Source organism: Streptomyces sp. NBC_00996, from assembly GCF_045162675.1.
GTDB lineage: Bacteria > Actinomycetota > Actinomycetes > Streptomycetales > Streptomycetaceae > Streptomyces.
This window is the reverse complement of record NZ_CP108723.1, coordinates 1,650,993-1,671,343: the sequence shown is the minus strand read 5'-3', so window position 1 is coordinate 1,671,343 and position 20,351 is coordinate 1,650,993. Positions and strand designations below refer to the sequence as shown.

The 20,351-nt window shown below is 70.6% G+C and carries 22 protein-coding genes; 5 read left to right on the top strand and 17 right to left on the bottom strand.

All coding sequences use genetic code 11. From position 1 onward, the window contains the following. Positions 1–2: 2 nt before the first annotated feature. Positions 3–1,166, bottom strand: coding sequence for a sensor histidine kinase (locus OG390_RS08095; RefSeq protein ID WP_406166238.1), 1,164 nt, complete (start codon positions 1,164–1,166; stop codon positions 3–5). A gap of 108 nt (positions 1,167–1,274) precedes the next feature. On the opposite strand from OG390_RS08095, the gene OG390_RS08090 reads away from it, so the two are divergent. From OG390_RS08090 to OG390_RS08080, 3 genes are read left to right on the top strand one after another with little or no spacing between them, the layout of a single operon-like run. Next, positions 1,275–2,210 carry an ABC transporter ATP-binding protein gene (locus OG390_RS08090; RefSeq protein WP_406166236.1) on the top strand — a complete coding sequence of 312 codons (936 nt, stop codon included), beginning with the start codon at positions 1,275–1,277 and terminating at the stop codon, positions 2,208–2,210. Positions 2,211–2,212: 2 nt separating this feature from the next. After that, positions 2,213–2,998 carry an ABC transporter permease subunit gene (locus tag OG390_RS08085; RefSeq protein ID WP_406166234.1) on the top strand — a complete coding sequence of 262 codons (786 nt, stop codon included), beginning with the start codon at positions 2,213–2,215 and terminating at the stop codon, positions 2,996–2,998. Between the two features lie 60 nt (positions 2,999–3,058). Further along, positions 3,059–3,502 carry a hypothetical protein gene (locus OG390_RS08080; RefSeq protein WP_406166233.1) on the top strand — a complete coding sequence of 148 codons (444 nt, stop codon included), beginning with the start codon at positions 3,059–3,061 and terminating at the stop codon, positions 3,500–3,502. Between the two features lies 1 nt (position 3,503). On the opposite strand, the gene mug is transcribed toward OG390_RS08080, so the two are convergent. The 14 genes from mug to OG390_RS08010 all read right to left on the bottom strand — a co-directional run bounded on the left by mug (position 3,504) and on the right by OG390_RS08010 (position 17,920). Then, positions 3,504–4,004: a G/U mismatch-specific DNA glycosylase gene (gene mug, locus OG390_RS08075; RefSeq protein WP_406166231.1), complete on the bottom strand. Its 501-nt coding sequence runs from the start codon at positions 4,002–4,004 to the stop codon at positions 3,504–3,506. 44 nt (positions 4,005–4,048) lie between these two features. Further along, complete coding sequence (gene purB, locus OG390_RS08070) at positions 4,049–5,491, bottom strand: adenylosuccinate lyase (protein ID WP_406166229.1); 1,443 nt, start codon at positions 5,489–5,491, stop codon at positions 4,049–4,051. Between the two features lie 80 nt (positions 5,492–5,571). Then, positions 5,572–6,801, bottom strand: coding sequence for a cytochrome P450 (locus tag OG390_RS08065; protein ID WP_406166227.1), 1,230 nt, complete (start codon positions 6,799–6,801; stop codon positions 5,572–5,574). A 23-nt stretch (positions 6,802–6,824) separates the two neighbouring features. Further along, positions 6,825–8,219 (bottom strand): NAD(P)/FAD-dependent oxidoreductase, encoded by a 1,395-nt coding sequence (locus tag OG390_RS08060; RefSeq protein WP_406166225.1) that lies wholly within the window; start codon positions 8,217–8,219, stop codon positions 6,825–6,827. Beyond that, positions 8,216–8,437 (bottom strand): ferredoxin, encoded by a 222-nt coding sequence (locus OG390_RS08055; protein WP_406166223.1) that lies wholly within the window; start codon positions 8,435–8,437, stop codon positions 8,216–8,218. The genes OG390_RS08060 and OG390_RS08055 overlap by 4 nt, the downstream gene beginning before the upstream one ends. A gap of 98 nt (positions 8,438–8,535) precedes the next feature. Then, entirely contained in the window at positions 8,536–9,168 is a 633-nt protein-coding gene (locus OG390_RS08050; RefSeq protein WP_406166221.1) for a hypothetical protein, read from the bottom strand. Positions 9,169–9,275: 107 nt separating this feature from the next. Then, a complete protein-coding gene (locus tag OG390_RS08045; RefSeq protein WP_406166219.1) occupies positions 9,276–9,614 on the bottom strand; it encodes a DUF4326 domain-containing protein in 339 nt (112 codons plus the stop codon). A 22-nt stretch (positions 9,615–9,636) separates the two neighbouring features. Continuing rightward, positions 9,637–10,419, bottom strand: a complete 783-nt coding sequence (locus OG390_RS08040) for an SGNH/GDSL hydrolase family protein (protein ID WP_399079924.1) — start codon at positions 10,417–10,419, stop codon at positions 9,637–9,639. Positions 10,420–10,500: 81 nt separating this feature from the next. Continuing rightward, positions 10,501–11,514 (bottom strand): hemolysin family protein, encoded by a 1,014-nt coding sequence (locus OG390_RS08035; RefSeq protein ID WP_406166217.1) that lies wholly within the window; start codon positions 11,512–11,514, stop codon positions 10,501–10,503. After that, positions 11,511–12,836, bottom strand: coding sequence for a hemolysin family protein (locus OG390_RS08030; RefSeq protein ID WP_406166215.1), 1,326 nt, complete (start codon positions 12,834–12,836; stop codon positions 11,511–11,513). The genes OG390_RS08035 and OG390_RS08030 overlap by 4 nt, the downstream gene beginning before the upstream one ends. Positions 12,837–12,995: 159 nt before the next feature. Beyond that, positions 12,996–13,421, bottom strand: coding sequence for a GNAT family N-acetyltransferase (locus tag OG390_RS08025; protein WP_399079918.1), 426 nt, complete (start codon positions 13,419–13,421; stop codon positions 12,996–12,998). 56 nt (positions 13,422–13,477) lie between these two features. Further along, positions 13,478–14,395: an LLM class F420-dependent oxidoreductase gene (locus tag OG390_RS08020; protein ID WP_406166213.1), complete on the bottom strand. Its 918-nt coding sequence runs from the start codon at positions 14,393–14,395 to the stop codon at positions 13,478–13,480. A gap of 38 nt (positions 14,396–14,433) precedes the next feature. After that, positions 14,434–17,001: an FtsX-like permease family protein gene (locus OG390_RS08015; protein WP_406166211.1), complete on the bottom strand. Its 2,568-nt coding sequence runs from the start codon at positions 16,999–17,001 to the stop codon at positions 14,434–14,436. 7 nt (positions 17,002–17,008) lie between these two features. Then, complete coding sequence (locus tag OG390_RS08010; protein ID WP_406166209.1) at positions 17,009–17,920, bottom strand: ABC transporter ATP-binding protein; 912 nt, start codon at positions 17,918–17,920, stop codon at positions 17,009–17,011. A gap of 218 nt (positions 17,921–18,138) precedes the next feature. On the opposite strand from OG390_RS08010, the gene OG390_RS08005 reads away from it, so the two are divergent. Together OG390_RS08005 and OG390_RS08000 are read left to right on the top strand one after the other, a co-directional pair. Beyond that, on the top strand, positions 18,139–18,378 hold the full coding sequence (locus tag OG390_RS08005; RefSeq protein WP_028800409.1) for a toxin-antitoxin system antitoxin component: 240 nt from the start codon (positions 18,139–18,141) through the stop codon (positions 18,376–18,378). A 4-nt stretch (positions 18,379–18,382) separates the two neighbouring features. After that, positions 18,383–18,757: a fic family toxin-antitoxin system, toxin component gene (locus OG390_RS08000; protein WP_399079910.1), complete on the top strand. Its 375-nt coding sequence runs from the start codon at positions 18,383–18,385 to the stop codon at positions 18,755–18,757. Here the strand turns inward: OG390_RS08000 and OG390_RS07995 are convergent. Beyond that, positions 18,752–19,432: a class I SAM-dependent methyltransferase gene (locus tag OG390_RS07995; RefSeq protein ID WP_406166207.1), complete on the bottom strand. Its 681-nt coding sequence runs from the start codon at positions 19,430–19,432 to the stop codon at positions 18,752–18,754. The genes OG390_RS08000 and OG390_RS07995 overlap by 6 nt on opposite strands. A 201-nt stretch (positions 19,433–19,633) precedes the next feature. Further along, positions 19,634–20,350: a dethiobiotin synthase gene (bioD, locus tag OG390_RS07990; RefSeq protein WP_406166205.1), complete on the bottom strand. Its 717-nt coding sequence runs from the start codon at positions 20,348–20,350 to the stop codon at positions 19,634–19,636. Position 20,351: the final 1 nt, after the last annotated feature.

Here is a 20,351-nt window from a genome sequence, read left to right as displayed (position 1 = left end):
GATCAACGCAGCGGCAGCTCTACATGTACCTGCCAGTCACCTTGGTCCGGTCCCGTCCGCGCGCGGCCGCCGAGCAGCGCGGCCCGTTCCCGTATGCCGCGCAGGCCGCTGCCCCGGCCGGGCCCGGGTATCTCCGCGGTCAGCGGATTGCGGACCTCCAGACCGAGCGCGCCGTCCGCGACCTGGATACGTACTCGGACCGGGACGCCCCCCGCGTGCCGCAGCACATTGGTCAGGGACTCCTGGAGGATGCGGTAGCCCTCCCGGGACACCGGACCCGGCACGGTCTCCAACGCACCCGTCACCTCGGCGTCGACCTTCGCTCCGGAAGCACGCGCCGACTCCAGGAGACGGTCGGCCTCGGTCAGCGTCGGGCGGCTGCTCGCGGGACGCTCCGCCTCGCGCAGCACGCCAAGGACCCGCTCCAGGTCCTCCAAAGCGGCCCGGCCGGTGTCCTCGATGGCGCCCAGGGCCCGGTCGGTGAACGCCGGGTCCCCGGCCGCCCGCGCCGCGCCCGCCTGCACCACTGCCACGGTCAGCGCGTGCCCGATGGAGTCATGGAGCTCCCGGGCGATGCGGTTGCGCTCCAGGAGCTGCTCGGTGCGCTCCTCGAGTGCGGCGAGCCGCTCGGTCGGGGAGGGACCGAGGAGACGGCGCGCGATGGCCGTGATCAGCTCGCCGAGGCCGACGACAGAGCCGTACAGGGCGAGCAGTGGCAGCGGGGCGAGCAGTGCGCAGGCCCACTGCGGAAGCATCACCGTCATGACCGGCGTGTGGACCGGTCCCGAGCCCAACGCGGCGCCGACCAGGAGGACGGCTGCCGCGGGCAACCAGACGGTGAGAGGTCCCGCCACCCAGCCCATGACCATCCGTGCTTCCAGCCAGAGCACGGTCCGCCACCGGTCCCGCCAGGTGACCGAGGGCGAGACCGAGAACGCCGTGTCCTCGCCGCTCCGTTCACCGGGCGCCAGCATGAACCGCGCCTGCACCCCCTCGCCCCGCCGCACGGCCGGGACCATCCCCAGCGGCAGCAGCAGCACCGCGGGCACCCACGGCTTCGACATGTCGATGAACAGCCACACACTTTCGAACAGCATCGGCACCCACAGGTGCAGCCAGCGTGTGTACGTCGTCCCCCGGACCAGCGGGTGCAGAAAGCGGGCCATTGCGTCATCGTGCCAGGCGCCACTGACAACGAGCCTCCCCCGAGCGGGGGAGGCGATCTCCGCCCGCGGGGGAGGTGACGCCCCCTCAGCAACGGCCAGGCTGTGCCCATGACCAGCATCGACGTCCAAGACCTGACCAAGGAGTACGGCAGCAGGCGAGCCGTGGACCACCTCACCTTCAGCGTTCTTCCCGGCCGCGTCACCGGATTCCTCGGCCCCAACGGCGCCGGAAAGTCCACCACCATGCGGCTCGTGCTGGGCCTGGACCGGCCCACGTCCGGCACCGCCACCGTCGGCGGGCGTGCCTACGCCACCCTCCACGAGCCGCTGCGTGAGGTGGGCGCGCTGCTCGACGCGGGGGCCGCGCACGGATCGCGGACCGCCCGCGACCATCTGCGGGCGCTCGCCGCGAGCAACCGCATCCCCGAACGCCGCGTGGACGAGGTGCTGGAGGAGGCGGGGCTCGCCTCCGTCGCGCGGCGCCGGGTGAAGACGTACTCCCTGGGCATGCGCCAGCGCCTGGGCATCGCGGCAGCGCTCCTCGGTGACCCGCCCGTGGTGCTGCTCGACGAACCGTCGAACGGGCTGGACCCCGAAGGCATCATCTGGATCCGGGAGTTGATGCGCCGACTGGCTCAGGAAGGGCGAACGGTCCTCGTCTCCAGCCACCTCATGAACGAGACCGCGTCCTTCGCCGACCACCTCGTCGTCCTCGGCCGGGGCCGACTCCTCGCCGACATGCCCATGCGGGAGTTCATCGACGCGCGCGTGCAGCCCCGCGTGCGGGTGCGCACCACGGACAGCGGGGCGTTGAGCGCGTTGCTCGCGAGCCACGGCATCGAGGCCGTCGAAGGCGAGGACGGGCGCTGGACCGCCCTCGACGCGCGCGTGGAGGACATCGGGCGACTCACCTCCGCCGCGGGCCTGCCGATCCTCGAACTCGCTGCGGAGGAAGGCACGTTGGAGCAGGCCTACCTGGATCTGACGGCCACCGAGACCGAGTTCGCCGCCACGCCGACCCCGACGCAGCCTCAGGAGGCCTGACCATGACGGACGCAGCCGCAAGAGGCCTGCCCAAGACGGACACAGCCCGAGGGGGCCTCTCAGCGACCTTCGCACCCGTACTCCGCGCGGAGTGGATCAAGATCCGTACGCTGCGGTCGCTCCTGTGGGGACTGGCCGCCGTCCTCCTCGCCACCACGGCGTTCTCCGCGCTCGCCGGTCTCGACGACTCCGGGGACCAGGACTTCGACCCGCTGTTCTCGGCGTTCTTCGGCGTCAGCTTCGGACAGATCGCGGCGATCACCTTCGGCGCTCAGGCGGTCTCGGCCGAGTTCCAGGGAGGCGCCCTGCGCGTCACGCTCGCCGCGGTCCCGGACCGAGTGCGGTGGTTCGCGGCCAAGGCGGTGGCCATCGGCGTACCGGCGCTCGTCGTCGGCCTGGTCACGGGAGGTGTGAGCCTGATCGTGGGCAAGGCGGTCCTCGGGACCAGGGCGAACGGGCTGACCTGGGGCGAGGGGCTCCGCGCAGTGGTCGGCTGCGGCCTCTACCTGACGCTCATGGCGCTGCTCGCGGCGGGACTCGCGGCCGTTCTGCGCAGCGGAGTCGCCACCCTGAGCATTCTGATCCCGTTCCTCCTCATCGTGTCGTTCGTCGTCGGGGGAGCCTCGGGCAGTGTCGCCGACTTCCTGCCGGACAAGGCGGGACAGGTGGTGCTCCACGAGACGTGGGACGGCGCCCTCGGGCCCTGGACGGGGCTCGCCGTGACCGCGGCCTGGGCTGCGGCAGCCCTGACGGCCGGCGCGTGGAGCCTGCGGCGTCGCGACGCCTGACGCCACTGGACCGTACTGACGACACACCAATTGTCAGTGGCAGCCGCTTTACTGGATCTCATGACCAGCGCGCTGCACCTCGCCACGATCGTGCGGCTGTGCTCCGAGGCCTTCCCCGCGGAGCGCGGCCGGTCGGACGTCGGCACCGGCGGACCCGGCTATCACATCGCCGAGTTAGTGACGAGCGAGGACTTCTGGGAGGACGACGGCACGGCACGCGAGGAGACGGAGGCGCAGTACGAGGCAGATCGGGACGGCCTCTCGGAGCTGCTCACCCGTCGCTGGGGCCGTCCGCAGGTCTTCACCTTGTCGAGCGTTTTCGATCGGTCGATGGACGGTGAGGACATACCCGAGCCATGGGGCATCCTGAGTTCCCATGTGCCCGACGTGCACCTCTGGAAGGCGGACGGGCACGACCGCTGGGTTGCCCTCGGCATCTCGCAGTGGGACAAGGAACTGCCGTTCCAGCTCCTGGCCGTGGTCACGGAGATAGACCCACCCTGACTCAGAGAGCCTGCGCGGCCTCCCGCAACCGACCGAACTCCTCCGCCATCGTCGCCGCCGTCCAATGCGCGTTGAGCCCACTTGGGTTGGGCAGCACCCACACCCGGCTGGCCCCGATCGTCCGCTCCTGCGGGCCGACTTGAGCCCTTCGCTCGCCGAACGCCGCCCGGTACGCGGTCACGCCGACCACCGCGAGCCACCCCGGCCGCAGTCGCTCCACCTTCGCGCGGAGCAGCCGCCCGCCCTCGAGGTACTCCTCGGCGCCGAGCTCGTCGGCCCGAGCGGTCGCGCGCGCCACCACGTTCGTGATGCCGAGCCCGTACGAGAGCAACTCGCCCTGTTCCGACGGCTTCATGAGCCGGGGCGTGAACCCGGAAAGGTGCAGCACCGGCCAGAAGCGGTTGCCGGGCCGGGCGAAGTGATGGCCGGTGGCGGCCGTCATCAGACCCGGATTGATACCGCAGAACAGAACGTGGAGGCCGTCCGCGACGACATCCGGCACGAGCCGGTCGCGGGCGGCCTCCAGGTCCGCGGGGGTGAGCCGCGTCAGAGGATCGCCCCCGGCGTGTAGCCCGCGGCCTCCGGGTGCTGCTTCACGATGTCCTCGATACGGCCGACGACGGCGGCGACCTGGTCGGCGGCGGCACCCGTGAAGGACAGCTTGTCGGCCATCAGCTCGTTGAGCCGAGCGCGGTCCAGCGGGATGCGCTCGTCCGCGGCGAGCTTGTCGAGCAGCTCGTTGCGCTCGGCGCCCTGCTCACGCATGGCGAGCGCGGAGGCGACGGCGTTCTCCTTGATCGCCTCGTGCGCGACCTCGCGGCCGACGCCCGCGCGCACCGCGCCCATCAGGACCTTCGTCGTCGCGAGGAACGGAAGGTAGCGGTCCAGCTCGCGCGCGACGACGGCCGGGAAGGCGCCGAACTCGTCGAGGACGGTGAGGAAGGTCTCCAGCAGGCCGTCCAGCGCGAAGAACGCGTCGGGCAGCGCGACGCGGCGTACGACCGAGCACGACACGTCGCCCTCGTTCCACTGGTCGCCCGCCAGCTCGCCGGTCATCGACGCATAGCCGCGCAGGATCACCATCAGGCCGTTGACGCGCTCGCAGGAGCGGGTGTTCATCTTGTGCGGCATCGCGGACGAGCCGACCTGGCCGGGCTTGAAGCCTTCGGTGACCAGCTCATGCCCGGCCATCAGCCGGATCGTCTTGGCGAGCGAGGACGGGGCGGCCGCCAGCTGCACCAGAGAGGTGACGACCTCGTAGTCGAGCGAGCGCGGGTAGACCTGGCCGACGGAGGTGAAGGCCTGGGAGAAGCCGAGGTGCCGGGCGATGCGCTGCTCCAGGTCCGCCAGCTTCGCCGCGTCCCCACCGAGCAGATCGAGCATGTCCTGCGCCGTGCCGACCGGGCCCTTGATCCCGCGCAGCGGGTAGCGGCCGAGCAGCTCCTCGACCCGGCCGTACGCGACGAGCAGTTCGTCGGCGGCGGTCGCGAAGCGCTTGCCGAGGGTGGTGGCCTGGGCGGCCACGTTGTGCGAGCGGCCGGCCATGACCAGCTCGGCGTATTCGCCCGCGAGCTTGCCGAGGCGCGCCAGGACGGCGACCGTGCGGTCGCGCACCAGCTCCAGCGAGAGCCGGATCTGCAGCTGCTCGACGTTCTCGGTGAGGTCCCGGGACGTCATGCCCTTGTGCACGTGCTCGTGTCCGGCGAGGTCGTTGAACTCCTCGATCCGTGCCTTCACGTCGTGCCGCGTGACCTTCTCGCGCTCGGCGATCGAGGCGAGGTCGACCTGGTCGAGGACGCGCTCGTAGTCGGTGACGGCGGCGTCCGGCACCTCGATCCCGAGGTCCTTCTGGGCTCGCAGCACGGCGAGCCAGAGCTGACGCTCCAGCTTCACCTTCTGCTCGGGGGACCAGAGCGTGGCGAGCTCGGCGGAGGCGTAGCGTCCGGCGAGGACGTTGGGGATACGGGGCTTTGCGGGCGCGGCAGTCACGTGTAGGGAGTTTACCCGGCGTACGGTGGGGCTCTGTACGTCCACACAGCTCAGAGAGCCCGAGCCGGTGTGGTGAAGCTCTAAGGACGGATGCCGTCACAGGCGATCGCCAGATGGCGCGGGCCGCGAAGGACCGCGCTCTGCCGGTAGGGCGGCGGATCCTCCAGCAGCCGGGGGTTCTCCAGCCTGCGGGCCAGCTCGCTCAGCGCGAGCTGTGCCTCGAGCCGGGCCAGCGGGGCGCCGAAGCAGCTGTGGATGCCGCTGCCGAAGCCCAGATGCTGGATGTCCCCGCGGTCCGGGTCGAACCGGTCCGGATGCTCGAAGCGGTCGGGATCGCGGTTGCCCGCTGCCAGTACCAGCCACAGCGACGCGCCCTTGGGGACGGTGACGCCGCGCACCTCGATGTCGGCGAGGGTGCTGCGCTGCGGCACCAGCTGCACCGGTGGTTCGAAGCGCAGCAACTCCTCGACGATGGGGACGGACAGTTTCGGGTCCTCGCGCAGCCGTTGCAGGACGTCGGGGTTGCGCAGCAGGGTCAGCATGCCGTTCGTGATGAGGTTGACCGTCGTCTCGTGGCCGGCGATCAACAGGAGCACCGACGTGGTCAGGGCCTCCATCGTCGTCATGGCGCCGTCCGGCCCGTGCGAGGTGGCCAGCTCCGACAACATGTCGTCGGCCGGCTTCTTGCGGCGTTCCTCGATGAGCCCGGCCAGATACATGCCCAGCTCCGTGCGGGCATTCTGCGCGATCTTGTCGCGCTCCTCGCGATCGGCGTCCATGACGGGGTCCAGACTGGCGGCGAGGGTGTCCGCCCAGGTGTGGAAACGCCTCTCGTCCTCGCGCGGCACTCCCAGCAGTCGGCAGATCACGGTCACGGGGAAGGGATAGGAGACCTGGTCGACCAGATCGATCCGATCCGGGGCGTCGATACCGTCGATGAGCCCGGAGATGATGCGTTTCAGGTCGTCGTGCATGTCGTAGATGCGCCGTGGGGAGTGCGGGGGACCGAAGGGCCGGTTCGTCATACGCCGCAGTCGGTCGTGTTCAGGAGGGTCGAGCCGCAGGAAGCTCGGTGGCAGCGTCGACCCCTCCTGCTCGTCGGAGGCCAGCGGATCGGCCGCCGACGACTTGAGATTGCGCACGTCGGAGCTGACCCGCGGATCGTGCAGAAGACTCTGGATGTCGTAGTACGTGCTGACGACGTAGGGCCCGTCCGCCTCGTGGTACACCGGCGTCTTGCGGAGCTGCTCGTACAGCGGATACGGATTGGCGCGGTTGGTGTGGTCGATGATCTGCCGCAGGATGTCCATGGTGCGTCCTCGTGAGCGTCGGATCAGTGCACGGCGGGGGTGAACGTCATCCGCCGGTCGGCCGGCGAATATCCGCTGAGAGTGACGGTCGGGCCGTGCGTGGGCACCGACGGGTCGGGGAAGTCGGCGTCCATCGGGTGTTGTCCCTCCGGACGGCGGTCCACCGTGAGGTACGGCGGGGGGAACGGCGCTGTGGTCTCGATCTGCTGCTGGTAGAACTGCAGCCACTTCGACTGGTCGAAGGTGACGGCGCCGATGACGCGCCCCTGATACCCGTACACGCCGGTGAATCTGCGCTCGTTGAGGGCGCCCTGCGCGATGAGGATCTCCGTCCCCATCGTCGGCACCCCGACGGACTTGATGTTCACACCGAACTGGGAGGACCAGAAGGCGGGCACCCAGATGTGGGGGCGGCGGTCCGTGCTTTCACTCATCATGTTGTGCGCTGCGGTCTCGGCCTGGGAAACGGCGTTCCCCCAGTGCTCCAGAGACAGGAACTGGTATCCGAACAGCGGATGTGGGGACCGGGCGACGTCGCCCGCCACATAGATGTCGTCGGTGACGATGCCCCGGATGTCGAAGGCCCGGCAGCCGGCGTCACAGGCGATGCCACGGGGGCCCGCGCCGAGTCCGGATCCGGCGAGCCATTCGGTGTTGCGCATGGCGCCGAGCGATACGACCACCACGTTCGCCTCGACGGAGTTCCCGTCGGAGAAGTGGGCGGCGCGGACGCGACCCGTGGAGTCGCCCTCCAGGCGGGTCACCATCACACCGCAGCGCAGGTCGACGCCGTTCTCGCGATGCAGCGCGGCCGCGACCTGGCCGATGACTCCACCGAGCGCTCCGACCAGGGGGGCGTCGGCCCGTTCGGCCACGGTGACCGCGATCCCGCGTTCCCGGCAGGCGGAGGCGATCTCCGAGCCGGTGAATCCGGCGCCGATCACGAGCACGCGGCGCGGTCCCTGCGCCAGCGCGCGCTCCAAGGCGTGGGCGTCGTCGCGGGTCCGCAGGACGAACACGCCTTCGAGCTCCGCCTCGTCCTCCTTCGGCCACGGGCGGGCCCGTACACCGGTGGCGATGAGCAGCCGGTCGTACCCCACCTCGTCGCCGTCGGCCAGCCGTACCCGCCTGGCCGCCATGTCGAGACCGGTGGCCGGCACCCCGAGACGCCACTGAGCGTCGATCGCCCGGCGCCGGGGAAGGAGCGTGCGGTCCGCTGTCGCCTTGCCCAGCAGGACCTGCTTGGACAGCGGGGGGCGGTCGTACGGCTCGTACGGCTCGTCCCCGATCATTGTGAGCGAGCCCGTGAACCCTTCCTCGCGCAACGTCTCCGCGCCCCGCAGCCCCGCCAGGGAAGCCCCGACGACGACGATGCGCCCTTCGCGCTTGAGCCGGTCCAGAGATCCGTCACTGCTCACCGGGCGCCTCCGGGGGCCTCGTCCGAGGTGTCCGCGTCCACGAGGATGGCCTGAACGGGGCACGCGGCGACGGCTCTCGCCACTTCCTCGCGCCTCTCCTCCTCGGCGAGCGGGTTGTAGAGCAGCGACTCGTCTCCGTGCATGGCGAACACGTCAGGCGAGAGGAACGCGCACTGCGCGTATCCCTGGCAGCGGTTGAGATCGACGACAAGCCTCACCGAGGATCAGCCCTTCCGTGTCCCCTTCTCGCCCCCTCCACCTCAGCATGCGCGAGGGGGTGTGCAGGCGCGCGCCGGGGCACCCGTTGGGGGCATGCTCACCGCGAGCCCCCGGCAGGGAGCGGCTCGCGAGGACCGACGCGGAGGATGTGGACGCTGACGACCAGTGCCCAGGCGGGGAAGACCAGTTCGGACCAGGGAAGGCCGGACCCGAAGACGAGCAGGACAAGACCCACCAGGTACCCGAGGACGGCGATCGGACGTCGGAAGACGCCGAGGCGGTGCCCGATGGTCGAGGTGGTGAAGACGAACACGGCCGCCATGCGGAGCGCGTACGTCGTCATGAGCGCGTACGCGAAGTGGCGGCCGAAGCCGGAGGGCTGAGTCTCATTCAGTACGGTGCCCGCCGCGGCGCCGGCCCCGAACATGGTGGCGACGAAGACCAGTCCACTGCCCAGGAACACGGTGGCGATGAATCTGTCCTCGGCGTCCCCGACCTGTGCGCGCAGGGCGCCCATGAACCACAGGAAGAAGATTCCCGCGAACGGGAGGATCTCGAGCGCCACCCGCACCGCCCACCGCTCGCCCGGATCGATCTTCGCGTCGGCGGCGTTCCCCGCGGGGATGGCGATCCGCACCAGTACGATCGCCGTCGCCAGCAGGACCGCGAACACCGCCCCCGCCATACCGGCGGCCCGCGGCGTCCTCAGCCGCTCGTCCTTCGGCTCCATCGACGCTCGCCTTCTTTCCCGATTCCCCTCTCGGTCCAGAAAGCAGGCAGAGGCGCGCCGACGCCATCGGTGACAGCCACGGGAGTGACGGCCCGAGGCCGGCCGGTCTACGAGGCGTTCGCCAGCTCGGCCAGGATGTCGCCGTGGCACAACTCGGGCGCGCACCAGCACGCCAGGGTTTTGCCGCGCAGGGCGGGCACCTGGGCGAGGAGCTCGGGACGTTCGAGGAGATACGCCCGGTACTTCTCCATGACCTCGGGCCGCGGGCCGTCGCGCTTCTTGGTGGGGGTGTCGGGCGCGAACGGGTTGTAGAGCGGATGCCGCGGGAGGTCCCAGTGGCCGATGGTCCAGCGCCGGCCGATGTAGACGAGGTCGGCCGGAGCCTTCTCCAGCCGGGGGCCGAAGTCGTGGATGCGGCCCTTGAGATTGATCACGGTGGTGGGCATGCGGCTCCCTTCCGCCGTATGTCTACCCCGCCGGCTCCTCGTACGGCAGCAGCTCCGGCCGCTTGGCCGGGCGTCCGTCCCCCGAGGAACGGCCCGTCAGCCGCCGGCCTATCCACGGCAGCAGGTGCTGCTTGGCGAACCGGGCGTCGGCGGTGCGGCGAGCGACCCAGCCGGGCGGCGCCGTGGCCGCCATCGGCGTATGCCACTGGGCGTCCTTCGGCTCGTACCCGAGTGTCTGCCACACCGCCTCGGCGACGCGACGGTGTCCCTCCGCCGTCAGGTGCAGCCGGTCCACGTCCCACAGACGGGGGTCGGCGAGCGAGGGCGCCCCGTACAGGTCGACCACGAGCGCACCGTGCCGTTCCGCCAGGTCGTCCACCACGGCGAAGAGCTCCTCCATGCGCGGCCGGAAGCGCTCGAGTACCGGGCCGTTGCGGCCCGGGCTGCGCATCAGGACCAGTTGCTTGCAGGCGGGGGCGAGCCGCTCCACGGCCTCCTCCAGGAGACCGCGGACGCGTCCCATGTCGACCTTGGGTCGCAACGTGTCGTTGAGCCCGCCGACCAGCGTGATCACGTCGGGCCGCATCGCGGCTGCCACGTCCACCTGCTCGTCGACGATCTGCCCGATCAGCTTGCCGCGCACCGCGAGGTTGGCGTACCGGAAGCCGGGCGTCCGTGCCGCCATCCGGGCGGCGAGGAGGTCGGCCCAGCCGCGGTAGGAGCCGTCGGGCAAGAGGTCCGACATGCCCTCGGTGAAGGAGTCGCCGACCGCGACAAGACTGGTGTAGGTGGCATTCGTCTGCATGGCGGAAAGGATGGTATCCCGACCGCATACCCGTCGGTCGGTCGGGCCACCGAGGGCCGACGCCCCGGTGGCCCGGCGTGCTCACGCCGGCTGCCCGAACAACTCCCGCAGCACGTCCTCCATGGTCACCAGCCCCGCGAGCCGCCCGTCGCTGCCCATGACCGCCGCGAGGTGCGTACGACTGCGCCGCATGGCCGTCAGCACGTCGTCCAGGGGAGTGCTCTCCCGGACGCGGGCGATGGACCGCATGTCCTGCACCCGGAACGGCACGTCGCGCGGCATGGCGTCGAGCGCGTCCTTGACGTGCAGGTAGCCGACGATGTGCCGGCCCTCGTCGACGACGGGGAAGCGGGAGAAGCCGGACTCGGCGGCCAGCCCTTCCAGTTCCTCCGGCGTGACGCCCACGCGCGCGTAGACGACGCGTTCCACGGGCAGGACGACGTCGCGCACGGGTCGGCGGCCCAGTTCCAGCGCGTCGTGCAGGCGCTCCTGGGCGCGGTCGTCGATGAGTCCGGCCGCGCTGGAGTCCTTGACCAGCCGGGCCAGTTCGTCGTCCGAGAAGGTCGCCGTGACCTCGCCCTTGACCTCGACCCGCAGCAGCTTCAGCAGCCCGTTCGCGAAGGCGTTGACCGTGAAAATCACCGGGCGCAGCGCGCGCGAGAGCGCGACCAGCGGCGGGCCGAGCAGCAGTGCGCTGCGCACCGGCTCCGCGAGCGCGATGTTCTTCGGCACCATCTCGCCGAGCAGCATGTGCAGATACGTGGCCAGAGTGAGCGCGATGACGAACGAGACCGCGTGACCCGCGCTCTGCGAGACGCCCACCGCGTGGAACACCGGCTCCAGAAGGTGCGCGATCGCGGGCTCGGCCACGATGCCCAGGACCAGCGTGCACAGGGTGATGCCCAACTGCGCGGCGGCCAGCAGCGCGGACACGTGCTCCAGACCCCACAGCACACTGTGCGCCCGCCGGTCACCCCGCTCGGAGTGCGGCTCGATCTGGCTGCGCCGCACCGAGATCAGCGCGAACTCGGCGCCCACGAAGAAAGCGTTCACGACCAGCGTCGCAAGGCCGATCAGCAGCTGTACGACGGTCATCGCTCACCCTCCTCTTCGCCGTGCGGCGCGTGCAGCAGCACGCGCGCGGCGCGCCGCCCCGAGGCGTCCACCACTTCGAGGAGCCACCCGACGACCTGGACGGTGTCCCCGATGGCGGGAATGCGGCCGAGCTCGGCCGCCATGAAACCGGCCAGCGTCTCATACGGTCCCTCGGGCACGCGCAGCCCGACCCGCGCCAGCTGGTCGGTGCGGGCCGATCCGTCGGCCGAGTACAGCGCCCGGCCCTCGCCGTCCGTGCCCGCAGGGGCCAGATCGGGCGTCTCGTGCGGGTCGTGCTCGTCCCGCACCTCGCCGACGACCTCCTCGACGATGTCCTCCAACGTGGCGATGCCGGCCGTGCCGCCGTACTCGTCGATGACCATGGCCATGGTGCGCTTGCCGGACAGCCGGTCGAGCAACCGGTCGACGGTCAGTGACTCCGGCACGAACAGCGGCTCACGCATGATCGGGGAGACGGACATACGGGTCCTTCGGTCCGCGGGCACGGCGAGTGCGTCCTTGATGTGCGCGATGCCGACGACCGAGTCGAGATTGCCGCGGTAGACGGGGAAGCGGGACAGTCCGGTCGCCCGTGTCGCGTTCGCCACGTCCTCGCAGGTGGCCTGCACATCCAGTGCGATGACCTGCACACGCGGTGTCATCACGTTCTCCGCGGTCAGGTCGGCCAGGTTCAGCGTGCGCACGAACAGCTCGGCGGTGTCCGCCTCGAGGGCGCCCAGCTTGGCGGAGTGCCGGGCGAGCGCCACCAGTTCCTGGGGCCCGCGCGCGGAGGCCAGTTCCTCGGCGGGTTCGAGGCCGAAGCGCCGCACGATGCGGTTCGCGGAGTTGTTGAGGTGCGTGATGAACGGGCGGAACGCGGCGCTGAACCAGCGCTGCGGCGTCGCCACTCGTTTGGCCACCGCGAGCGGCGAAGAGATCGCCCAGTTCTTGGGCACGAGTTCGCCGACGACCATCAGGAAGAGCGTCGACAGGGCTGTGCCGATGACCAGGGCCACCGAGTTCGACGCGGAGGGCGGGACGCCGATCGACTCCAGCGGACCCGCGATGAGCTTGGCGATCGACGACTCGGAGAGCATGCCGACGACCAGGTTGGTGACCGTGATGCCGAGCTGGGCGCCGGACAGCTGGAAGGTCAGATTCCGTACGGCCTTGAGGGCGCCGGACGCGCCGCGCTCACCGCGCTCGACGGCCCGCTCCAGCTCGCTGCGCTCGACCGTGGTCAGGGAGAACTCCGCGGCGACGAAGGCGCCACAGGCCAGTGAGAGCAGGACCGCCACCAGGAGGAGGAGCACTTCGGTCATCGGGTCACCTCCGTCCCATGGTCGGCCAGGGGCGGGGGGATCGCGCGATGTCGGGTACTGGGAGGCTCGCCCATGGGCGGACGCTCACACCTTTCATTGGAGGACCGAGTGACCCTCCAATAGTAAAGGATCAGCAAAGTGCTCTCGTCGACGGTGGGTCTAGTCGATGAGCGGCTTCACCCAGCGGCGCCACTGCTCCTCGGGGGCATACCCGGCCGCCCGCCACGCATGCTGCGCGGTCTCGTTCCGCTGGAGCACCATCGCATCGCCGCGGCGGCCGCCGAGCCGTACGAAACGCTCCTCGGCCGCGGCGAGGAGTGCCGCGCCGATACCGAGGCGCCGCCGCTCGGGGTGCACCGCGAGACGGTACAGATGGCACCGCCAGCCGTCGAAGCCCGCGATCACCGTGCCGGCCAGCTCGCCGTCCTGTTCGGCGAGGATCAGCGCCTCCGGATCGCGGGCGATCATCCGGTCCACGCCGTCCCGGTCGTCACTGATGCTGGTGCCCTCGGCGGCCACTTTCCAGAAGGCCAGCACGGCGTCGAGATCATCGGGCGTCGCGGCCCGTATGCGCGGGTCAGTCATGCCGCGATCCCATCACGGGCCCTCGCCCGCGCTACGGAATTTCCAGTATCCGGACGTCACTCGCCACACAGCGCCTCGACGACGGGGGCGAATGCCTCCATGTTCGGCTCCAGCACCGTCAGATACGAGAATCCGTACCGCTCCCGATGCGCCCGCACCTGCTCGATGATCTGCTCCAAGGTGCCCACCAGCACGATCGGCAGTTCCAGGACCTGTTGCTCGGTCAGGTGAGGAATGCGGGGCAGCCAGGGCTGAACGGCGGCAGCAGGGTCGTCGGTGACGGTGACGATCTGGATCAGCAGATTGAGCTCGGCGGGCTCCTTGCGCCCGGTGGCAGCCTCCCTGAACAGGGTGACGCGTTCATCGAGTTCCCCGTCCGTGAGGGGCGCCAGTGTGCCGCCCTCCACGGTGCGCGCGCCGGTGAAGGCCGCGATGTCCGCGTGCTCGGCGGTGAGTCGCAGCATCCGGTCGCCGTTGGCGCCGATGAGCAGCGGGACCCGAGGCCTCTGCACCGCCTGCGGCATGGCGGTCCCCCCGCTCGAGCGCGACCGAGAGTGGGGGAGTGCTTCCGAACCGAGGAGCCGGTCCATCTCCTCCACCGTGCGCAGGAGATGGTCGACCCGCTCGCGCGGCGAACCCCAGGGCAGGCCCGCGGTCTCGTGCTCCGCCTGTACGTAGCCCGTGCCGAGGCCGAGTTCGAGACGCCCGCCCGTCAGCGCGTCCGTGGTGGCCACCTCGCGGGCCAGCAGGGTGGGGTTCCAGAAGCCCGTGTTGAGCACGAACGTGCCGAGGCGGGGCCGCTCGGTCGCCTCGGCGGCGGCGACCAGGGACGGGAACGGGGCGGGCATGCCGAGGTGGTCGGCCACGGTGATGACGTCGTAGCCGAGTTCCTCGGCCCGACGGCACTTGGCGCGCCATGCGTCCTCGGCTGCGGGGCTGAGCAGGTTGACGCCGAAACGGAAGGGGCGCGGCATGAACTCTCCTTCTCCGGAGGCGATTTGACGCGAATACCTCACTCGTGCGCGATCGCCGCCAGCACATTCATGCGCGACGCACGCAACGCCGGCAGCAGCGCCGCCACGATGCCCACGACCGCCGAACCGACCACCACCGCGATGATCGTCGCCCAGGGGATGGCGAGCGCCTTCATGCCCTGCAGCGCGAGTACTTGCTGGATGCACACACCCCAGACGATCCCCAGCGCCAGGCCGAGGACCGCCCCGAACACGGCGATCACCACCGACTCCAGGCGGATCATCCGGCGCAGCTGGCGCCGGGCGAGCCCGATGGCGCGCAGCAGCCCGATCTCGCGGGTGCGTTCCACGACCGACAGGGCGAGGGTGTTGACGACGCCGAGCACCGCGATGACGATCGCGAGGCCGAGAAGCGCGTACACCAGGTAGAGCAGTACGGCGATCTGATCGTGAATCAGCTTCTTGTAGTCGGACTGGTCGAGGACCTTTGCCTGCGGATACGGGTCGAGCGTCTTCTCCAGTCGCGTGCGCAGCTGGTCGGCGCCGGTACGCGAGGCCGCGTTCACATACAGCGCGGAGTCCTGTCCGCCGGGCACGTACTTCTCGATGGTGCCGAAGCCGAAGTACAGGCCGCCCTGCATTCCGAAGCCCTCGGCGGCGTCCTGGTCGGTGAGCGCCGCCACCGTCAGCTCGGTCTTCCGTTTGGCGGGGAACTCGACGGGGATCACGCTGCCGACGTGCACGTCGTGCTCCCTCGCGAACTTCACGTCCATGGCGATATGACCGTCGCCGAGCGCCGCCGCGGTGTTCCCTTGCGCGTACGTGACGTGGGCGACGTCGTCCAGCCGGGGATCGTAGGCCGCGGCGGTCGTCTCGATGCGCCTGCCGTCCGGCAGCCGCACCGCGACCGGCGTGAACCGCTGGCGGACCACGAGCCCGGTGCCCTCGGTGCCGCGCACCTTGTCGGTGAGGTCCCGCGGAAACGGCACGAAGTTGCTGTTCTGGATCACGAAGTCGGCGCCGAGTGTCTTGTCGATCTGGTGGTCGAAGGACTTGGTCATGGACGCGCTGGCCACGGACATTCCACCGACCAGGGCGAGGCCCACCATCAGGGCGGCCGCGGTGGCGCCCGTGCGCCGGGGGTTGCGCAGCGCGTTGCGCTGACTCATCCGGCCGACGGAGCCGAAGACCGCGGGGAAGGCCCCGCCCAGGACCCGGATCACCGGCCGTACCAGTAGCGGACCCGCGATCACCGTGGCGATGAGCGTCAGGACGACGCCGAGACCCAGCAGAGAAGCGGCCGTCGAGGTCTTCGACGACGCGGCGCACCCCGCGAGCGCGGCGGCACCGAACGCGCCGACGACCGCGCCGACCACGGCGCGCACCCGCAACGGCCGGCCCACACCGGCGACTTCGGCGTCCGCGAGGGCCGCCATGGGGGAGACGCCCGCGGCGCGTCTGGCCGGGAGATACGCGGCCACGAAGGTGACGCCGACGCCGACGACGTACGCCGAGACCGGTGTCGCCCAACCGATCACCATCTCGGTCGACTTGAGGTTCATGCCGAACGCGGTCATGAGCTTGATCAGGCCCAGTGCGAGCCCGATCCCCGCGGCGAGACCGAGCGTCGAACCGACCAGGCCGAGCAGCAGCGCCTCGGTGAGCACGGACCGGCGCACCTGACGCCGGTCGGCGCCGAGGGCGCGCAACAGGCCCAGCTCGCGGGTGCGTTGGGCGATCAACATCGAGAAGGTGTTGACGATGAGGAAGACGCCCACGAGCACGGCGATCCCGGCGAAGCCGAGCATCACGTACTTGATGACGTCCAGGAATCCGCCCAGTTGGGCGGCGGCGGACTTGGCCTGCTCCTCGGCGGTCTTCAAGTCGTACGTTTTCGTGCCGAGTTCGGCGGCGATGCGCTGCTTGAGTCGGGCGTCACTGACGCCCGGCGCCGCGTCCACGGAAATGCTCGTGGCGGCTTGCGGGCTGCCGAGCAGCTTGGTCTGTGCGGTCGGGGTGTCGAGGAAGACCAGCGCGGCACCGGGGTTGGTGGTGGTGAAGGTGGCGATCCCGACGATCTGCACCTTGAAGGGGCCGGGCTGAGCCTGCACCGTCAGGGTGTCGCCGATGCGGACGTCCTGCTTCTTCGCGGTGTCCGCGTCCAGCAGCGCCTCGCCGTCGCCCCGGGGCTCATGACCGGAGGTCAGCTTCACCGGGCTGCGCTCGGTGACCTCCCAGTTGGTGACGATGGTGGGGGCGCCCGTCGTCGGGCCGACCGACTCGTGCTTGCTGTCGACGACCGTGGCGTTCTCCACCGCCGCGTCCACATGGGTGGCGGCGACGCCGTCGACCTTCGTCAGCCGGTCCGCGAGGGAAGCGGGCACGGTCTGGGTGGCGCCGGTCGGGATCTGTGAGCTGAGGTCGTTCTTCGGCTCCACGGTCACATCGGCCGACGTGGAGGCGAAGAGCCGGTCGAAGGTCCGGGTCACCGTGTCCGAGAAGATGAGGCTGCCCGCGACGAACGCGACGGACAGCACGGCGGCCAGCGCCGAGAGCAGAAGCCGCCCCTTGTGCGCGAGAAAGCTCCGCAGAGTCGCTTTGAGCACGCCCGCCTCAGTCCTTCTCGAGGGTTACGTCGCCGGAGCCGGCGTCGGGAATCGCCGTGCCGGGGCTGCTGTCAAGGGGTACGTCACCCGAGGCGCCCGCAGGGGGCGTCCCAGCGGATCCGCCGCCCCCGCCGTCGAAGGTCACCCGGATCGCGTCGAAGCGCTTCATCCGCTCCAGCACCGCCTCTGCCGAAGGCCGCTCCATTTCGTCCACGATCCGCCCGTCCCCGAGGAAGAGAACCAGGTCGGAGTGGGCGGCCGCGCCCGGGTCGTGCGTCACCATGACGACGGTCTGGCCCAGTTCGTCGACCGCCTCGCGCAGAAAGCCGAGGACTTCGAGTCCCGCGCGCGAGTCGAGGTTGCCCGTCGGCTCGTCCGCGAAGATCAGCTCCGGGCGCGAGGCGAGCGCGCGGGCGCAGGCGACGCGTTGCTGCTGGCCGCCGGACAGTTGTGCCGGCCGGTGCTTGAGCCGGTCACGCAGGCCGAGCGTGTCGATGACCTGGTCCAGCCACTTCTGGTCGGGCTTCTGGCCCGCGATGTCCATGGGCAGCGTGATGTTCTCCGCCGCGTTGAGCGTCGGGATCAGGTTGAACGACTGGAACATGAAGCCGATCCGGTCGCGCCGCAACCGGGTCAACTCACGATCCTTCAGCCCTGTGATCTCGGTGTCGCCCAGCCACACCTGTCCGGCCGAGACGCTGTCGAGCCCCGCCAGGCAGTGCATGAGGGTGGACTTCCCGGAGCCCGACGGACCCATGACCGCGGTAAAGCGGCCGCGCGCGATGTCCACGTCGACCGAGTCGAGGGCGAGCACCGTCGTCTCGCCCGAGCCGTACGCCTTCGTCAGGCCGCGGGCGCGGGCAGCGATCGGATCCGCCTCAGCGCGGCCGACCGCGTGCTCCGCAGCAGGTGTGGACAAGGCCGCCTCCTAGGTGATGGACGTCCCGACTCCTTTGTCCGGCCGAGCCTAATGTGATCCGAGGCACACTCGGTATCCCCCCGAGGTCCCGCGCGTTCTCCGCCGCAGGTCGTGCCCCTGATACCCGTGTAAGGGACACTCTCCACCGGCGCTCTCCACCTTCGCCTCCATCCGTGGCCCTCTTGCCGGTGCTAGCAATTCGGCGCTAGCTTCGAAGTATGGCGAAGACTCAGCTGAACGTACGGGTGGACGAGGGCACGGCCCGCGCCGCCCGCGAGCGAGCCCTGGAGCGCGGCATGAGCGTGAACCGCTACATCGAAGAGCTGGTCAGACAGGACACCGGAGAAGTGGGCCACACCTTCGTGGAGGCCGCCGCGGATTTCATGAAGCAGTACGAGTCCGTCTTCGCCGAGGAGTTCGGCGCGGACCGCGAAGGCACACGCGAAGGTCGTCGTTGATCCCTTGAGCAGTCTCAGAGTCGACCTTGCCTGGCTCCTCATGATCGCCGAACAGAAGACGCCCGGAGATCCCCAGGTCACCGACTGGGGAGCCCTCGTCGCCGCCGTCAGCCGGCACGAGGCGGAGATATTCGGCATTCCCGTCTACGACAGCCCGCACACCCGCGCCGCCGCGCTGCTGCAGCTCCTGCTGCACGTACCGGCGCTCGAACGCTCCAACGCGATGTTCGCCTCGGCCGTCGCGTACGCCTATCTCGTCGCCAGTGGCCTGAAGGTCGTCACCTCTCCCGAGCAGGTGCGCGATTTGGCCCGACTGGTCAAGGGCGGCGACGCCACCGTGCACGACATCGCGCAGCAGCTGCGCCAGTGGAGCCTATGAGTCCGGGCGCCACGCCGTGCCCAGCACGCAGTAGGAGGTGGGCAGCCGCGGCCCCTTCTCGGGCATCAACATGCGCCGGTAGGGGCCGAGTTCGAACCCGGCGTCGCGCACCGCCGCGATCGGGTCGCGGGCCAGGTGGCAGCCGCCGTTCAGCCGCGGCCACACGGTGCGGTCCAGGCCGTGCTGGGTGAACGCCATCGCGCGCCCGCCGCCCTTGCCGTGCTCGAAGAACCGCAGGGTGCCGCCGGGGCGCAGTACGCGGCGCAGTTCGGCGAGGGCGCGCGGCACATCGCGCACGCTGCACAGCACCAGCGAGACCACGGCCGCGTCGAATGCCTCGCTCTTGACCGGCAGAGCCTCCGCCGCGCCCGGCACCACGTCGACGGGCACGTCGGAGCGCAGGGCGGCCTCCACGGCCAACTGCCGCAGCAGCCGCTCGGGTTCGATGGCGACGACCTCCGAGACGGTGCTCGGATAGTGCGCGAAGTTCAGACCGTTGCCCGCGCCGATCTCGATGACCCGCCCGGACAGCCCGGCGAGCAGCCGCTCGCGCACCCCGCCCATGCCCAGCCGCGTCTCGGCGGTCACACTGATCCGGGCGTAGTAGCGGGCGAAGAGCGGATGGTGCACGGGATCTCGTGTCAGCTTGGCTGCGTCGGCTTGCCTGAGCGGCATGACGGACCTCCCGGGAGGACGGGCCTTACCGTGATTGTCCCCCCAGGACGTCCGCCACACGCGCCGCGCGCCGTGGTGTCCGGGGTGAGCAAGTCGTCGCAGCTCGCCGGCTGCGGGTCGTCTCCGGCTGATCGCGCAGTCCCCCGCGCCCCTGACCGGGCGCGGGGGTCCCGGCCTACGGGGCGCAGAGTTCCACGGCCCTCAGGGGGCGTAGGCCGAAGCGAAGGCGCTCGCGTCCCAGGTGCCGCCCAGTCCGGGCGCCAGCCACCTCTGTGCGCCCGCACGGAAGTCGGCGGGCGTGCAGGCCCCCGCGCCCGCCGGCACCGCACCGAGCAGTCGACCGTCGGTCACCGTCGGCAGGTCCGCGAGGTTGCAACGGGAGGCGAGGTCCGCGTCGCTGGGCCAGCTGCCGATGACGATGCCGGCGAAGTCCAATCTCCGGCGCCGCAGTTCACGGGCCGTCAGCTCTGTCGTGTTGAGTGTGCCCAGTCCCGCCGAAGCGACTACGAGCACCGGGGCGTCGAGCAGCCGTGCCGCGTCCGCCAGGGTGCCCCCCTCGTCGTCGAAGCGTACGAGCAGCCCCCCGGCACCTTCCACCAGCACGAGGTCGTGCTCGGTGGCCAGCTCGGCCGCCGCTTCCGCGACCTCCTGAGGCCGTACCGGCGCGAGCGCGGCGCGTCGCGCGGCCGTCGCCGGCGCCAACGGCTCGGGGTACCTGGCGAGTTCGAGCGTGGTGACAGTGCCCGCGAGCCGGGCCACCTCGTCGGCGTCACCGCGCTCGTCCGGACCTACACCGGTCTGCGCGGGCTTGAGCACGGCCACGGACCGACCGGACGCGACGGCCGCCGCGGCGACGGCGGCCGTCGTGACCGTCTTGCCGACTTCCGTGCCCGTGCCCGTGATCACCAGTACCGGCATG

Coding starts and splice junctions, on each gene's coding strand:
- OG390_RS08030 (WP_406166215.1), bottom strand. CDS start 12,836: ATGACCGAAGTGCTCCTCCTCCTGGTGGCGGTCCTGCTCTCACTGGCC.
- OG390_RS08095 (WP_406166238.1), bottom strand. CDS start 1,166: ATGGCCCGCTTTCTGCACCCGCTGGTCCGGGGGACGACGTACACACGC.
- OG390_RS07995 (WP_406166207.1), bottom strand. CDS start 19,432: ATGCCGCTCAGGCAAGCCGACGCAGCCAAGCTGACACGAGATCCCGTG.
- OG390_RS08080 (WP_406166233.1), top strand. CDS start 3,059: ATGACCAGCGCGCTGCACCTCGCCACGATCGTGCGGCTGTGCTCCGAG.
- OG390_RS08040 (WP_399079924.1), bottom strand. CDS start 10,419: ATGCAGACGAATGCCACCTACACCAGTCTTGTCGCGGTCGGCGACTCC.
- OG390_RS08090 (WP_406166236.1), top strand. CDS start 1,275: ATGACCAGCATCGACGTCCAAGACCTGACCAAGGAGTACGGCAGCAGG.
- OG390_RS08085 (WP_406166234.1), top strand. CDS start 2,213: ATGACGGACGCAGCCGCAAGAGGCCTGCCCAAGACGGACACAGCCCGA.
- OG390_RS08020 (WP_406166213.1), bottom strand. CDS start 14,395: ATGCCGCGCCCCTTCCGTTTCGGCGTCAACCTGCTCAGCCCCGCAGCC.
- OG390_RS08025 (WP_399079918.1), bottom strand. CDS start 13,421: ATGACTGACCCGCGCATACGGGCCGCGACGCCCGATGATCTCGACGCC.
- OG390_RS08050 (WP_406166221.1), bottom strand. CDS start 9,168: ATGGAGCCGAAGGACGAGCGGCTGAGGACGCCGCGGGCCGCCGGTATG.
- bioD (WP_406166205.1), bottom strand. CDS start 20,350: ATGCCGGTACTGGTGATCACGGGCACGGGCACGGAAGTCGGCAAGACG.
- OG390_RS08005 (WP_028800409.1), top strand. CDS start 18,139: ATGGCGAAGACTCAGCTGAACGTACGGGTGGACGAGGGCACGGCCCGC.
- OG390_RS08045 (WP_406166219.1), bottom strand. CDS start 9,614: ATGCCCACCACCGTGATCAATCTCAAGGGCCGCATCCACGACTTCGGC.
- OG390_RS08065 (WP_406166227.1), bottom strand. CDS start 6,801: ATGGACATCCTGCGGCAGATCATCGACCACACCAACCGCGCCAATCCG.
- OG390_RS08035 (WP_406166217.1), bottom strand. CDS start 11,514: ATGACCGTCGTACAGCTGCTGATCGGCCTTGCGACGCTGGTCGTGAAC.